Source organism: Streptomyces sp. NPDC054840 (assembly GCF_053611065.1).
Map to the genome: position 1 here is coordinate 1 of NZ_JBSGZP010000761.1, position 3,267 is coordinate 3,267.

General features: G+C 70.4%; 3 protein-coding genes. 2 read left to right on the top strand and 1 reads right to left on the bottom strand.

The genetic code is table 11. From position 1 onward, the window contains the following. Positions 1–39: 39 nt before the first annotated feature. Positions 40–300: a mycoredoxin gene (locus ACWGIU_RS33565; protein WP_327264330.1), complete on the bottom strand. Its 261-nt coding sequence runs from the start codon at positions 298–300 to the stop codon at positions 40–42. A gap of 119 nt (positions 301–419) precedes the next feature. Between ACWGIU_RS33565 and ACWGIU_RS33570 the strand changes: the two genes are divergently transcribed. Both ACWGIU_RS33570 and ACWGIU_RS33575 read left to right on the top strand, forming a co-directional pair. Further along, positions 420–2,645 carry an ATP-dependent DNA helicase UvrD2 gene (locus ACWGIU_RS33570; RefSeq protein ID WP_453711885.1) on the top strand — a complete coding sequence of 742 codons (2,226 nt, stop codon included), beginning with the start codon at positions 420–422 and terminating at the stop codon, positions 2,643–2,645. A 179-nt stretch (positions 2,646–2,824) separates the two neighbouring features. Further along, positions 2,825–3,136, top strand: a complete 312-nt coding sequence (locus ACWGIU_RS33575; RefSeq protein WP_327266925.1) for a hypothetical protein — start codon at positions 2,825–2,827, stop codon at positions 3,134–3,136. Positions 3,137–3,267: the final 131 nt, after the last annotated feature.

Below are 3,267 nucleotides of genomic sequence, written 5' to 3' on the forward strand. Positions count from 1 at the left end.
TTCGTGCTCCGGTCTCGCCCGGTCGGTCCTCGCGGCCGATCAGACGGCGAGGGCCTGCTTGACCTGGGCCAGGCTCGGGTTGGTCATGACGGACTCGCTGCCCGCGGCGGACTTCACCAGCACGGTCGGAACCGTCTGGTTGCCGCCGTTGGCCTTCTCCACGAACGCGGCGGACTGCGGGTCGAGCTCGATGTTGATCTCGTTGTACGCGATGCCTTCCCGGTCCAGCTGGGTCTTCAGCCGACGGCAGTAGCCGCACCAGGTCGTGCTGTACATCGTGACGGTGCCCGTGTCCTGCATGCTGCGCTCTCCTTCGTGAGGGCTCGGTGGTCCGAGTACTCGAACGTACGGGACCCTGCGGCCATTCCCGTACGGTCGCCCCCACGCACGCGGTGTGACCGATACGACTGATACGACTGATACGTGCTGCCTGTGGACAATTTTCCCGCCCGACCCACGAGACCTGGCAGCATGGCGGGGTGACAGCAGCAACGCACTCCTCATCCTTCCCCGCCGCCGCCGACTCGGCGGACGCGGTGCTCCTGGGCCTCGACCCGGAGCAGCGCGAGGTCGCGACGACCCTGCGCGGGCCGGTGTGCGTGCTGGCGGGCGCCGGTACCGGCAAGACCCGCGCGATCACCCACCGCATCGCCTACGGCGTCCGGTCCGGGCAGCTCATGCCCGCGAGCGTGCTGGCCGTCACCTTCACCAACCGCGCCGCGGGCGAGATGCGCGGACGCCTGCGCACCCTGGGCGCGGGCGGGGTCCAGGCCCGCACCTTCCACTCCGCCGCCCTGCGTCAGCTCCAGTACTTCTGGCCGAAGGCGGTCGGCGGCGAGGTGCCCCGGCTGCTGGAGCGCAAGATCCAGTTCGTCGCCGAGGCCGGCGCGCGCTGCCGTATCCGCCTCGACCGCAACGAGCTGCGCGACGTCACGGGCGAGATCGAATGGGCGAAGGTCACCCAGACCGTGCCCGCCGACTACCCGGTGGCCGCCCTCAAGTCGGGCCGCGAGGCCCCCCGGGATCTGGCCGAGATCGCCCAGATCTACGGGACGTACGAACAGCTCAAGCGCGACCGCGGCATGATCGACTTCGAGGACGTGCTGCTCCTGACCGTCGGCATCCTCCAGGACCGCCATGACATCGCCGAGCAGATCCGCACCCAGTACCAGCACTTCGTCGTCGACGAGTACCAGGACGTCAGCCCGCTCCAGCAGCGGCTGCTGGAACTGTGGCTCGGCGAGCGCGACAGCCTCTGCGTCGTCGGTGACGCCAGCCAGACCATCTACTCCTTCACCGGCGCCACCCCCGACCACCTGCTCAACTTCCGCACCCGCTATCCGCAGGCCACGGTGGTCAAGCTGGTCCGCGACTACCGCTCCACCCCCCAGGTGGTCCACCTCGCCAACGGGCTCCTGAACCAGGCCAAGGGCCGGGCCGCCGAGCACCGGCTGGAGCTGATCTCGCAGCGCGAGACCGGCCCCGACCCCGTCTACACCGAGTACGCGGACGAGCCCGCCGAGGCCGAGGGCGTCGCCCACCGGATCCGGGACCTGATCGCCGCGGGCGTCCCGGCGGGCGAGATCGCCGTGCTCTACCGCATCAACGCCCAGTCCGAGATCTACGAGCAGGCCCTCGCCGACGCCGGGGTCCCCTACCAGCTGCGCGGAGCCGAGCGGTTCTTCGAGCGCCAGGAGGTCCAGAAGGCGATCCTCGCGCTGCGCGGAGCCGCCCGCTCCGGCGGGAACGACCCGCTGCTCGACGACGTCGTCGAGCTGGGCGCCCAGGTCCGGGCGGTGCTCAGCTCCACCGGCTGGAGCGCCCGGCCGCCGGCCGGCTCCGGCGCCGTGCGCGACCAGTGGGAATCGCTGGCCGCGCTGGTCCGGCTCGCCGAGGACTTCGCCCGGAGCCGGCCCGGGGCCACCCTGGCGGACCTCACGATCGAACTGGAGGAGCGCAAGGCCGCCCAGCACGCCCCGACCGTCCAGGGCGTCACCCTGGCCTCGCTGCACGCGGCGAAGGGCCTGGAGTGGGACGCCGTGTTCCTCGCCGGCCTCACCGACGGCATGATGCCGATCACCTATGCGAAGACCGACGAGCAGGTCGAGGAGGAGCGGCGGCTGCTCTACGTCGGCGTCACCCGGGCGCGGCTGCACCTGAGCCTGTCCTGGGCGCTCTCCCGCGCCCCCGGCGGCCGGGCCTCCAGGCGCCCCAGCCGCTTCCTGAACGGCCTGCGGCCGGGCTCCGCGGCCCCGGGCGCCCGAGCGGGCTCCGCGGCCGAGCGAGGGCCGCGAAAGCGCGGAGCCCGCGGCCCGGTGCGGTGCCGGGTCTGCGGCAAGACCCTGACCGAGGCCGGCGAGCTGAAGCTGATGCGCTGTGAGGACTGCCCGTCCGACATGGACGAGGGCCTGTACGAGCGGCTGCGGGAGTGGCGCGCCGCCCAGTCGAAGGAGCAGGGCCTGCCCGCATACTGCGTCTTCACGGACAAGACGCTGATGGCGATCGCGGAGGCCGCGCCGTCCGAGGCGGGGGAGCTCGCGATGATCTCCGGGGTGGGCGGCCGTAAGCTTGACCGGTACGGAGCCGAGGTCCTGGCCATCTGCGCAGGTCAGGAGGTTGGGGCCGGGCATTCTGACGACGCGTAGAAACTCGTCGGAAAAATAGTTTGCACATGCCCAGCGAAGACCCATAGGTTCTTAGCAACGGAAACGGTGGCTTCTCCGAAGCCCTGGATCCGTGCTGTACTTATCCGAATACGCATGGGACAGGCCCTCGGGCCGAGTCCCCGAGACGCCGAGAGGAGGCGAGACCAGTGACCAGCTTCATGACCTTCACCAAAATGACCGATCGCTCGGTCGACGCTTCCTGCCTGCTCGGTTCCGTCTCCCTCCTGGGTACCGGTGTGTCCGCGATTTCCGCCGACCGCCCCGCCCTGCTGGCGACCCTTCCGGTCAGTGAGCGCAATGAGCGACCGACCCAGGCACCGGTGGCAGTACTGGCAGCAGAAGCGCAGACGCATGGCGCCTATGGATTCGCTGCCGCGGCCGGTGCCGGATCCCTGAAGAAGCAGACGAAGCAGCAGCACCACCTGATGTGGGCCTTCCGCGGGCTCGAACCCTGGAGTGATCCAGTCTGATCGCATGATCAGACCGGCGCCTTCAGGGCCGCGGAACCCCACCCGGGATCCGCGGCCCTTCTGTTTGTCCCCGACCGGGGGCGACGGAGCGAAGGGGTCTCGGGACTGGCCTGGCCAGTCGGTGTGAGAGC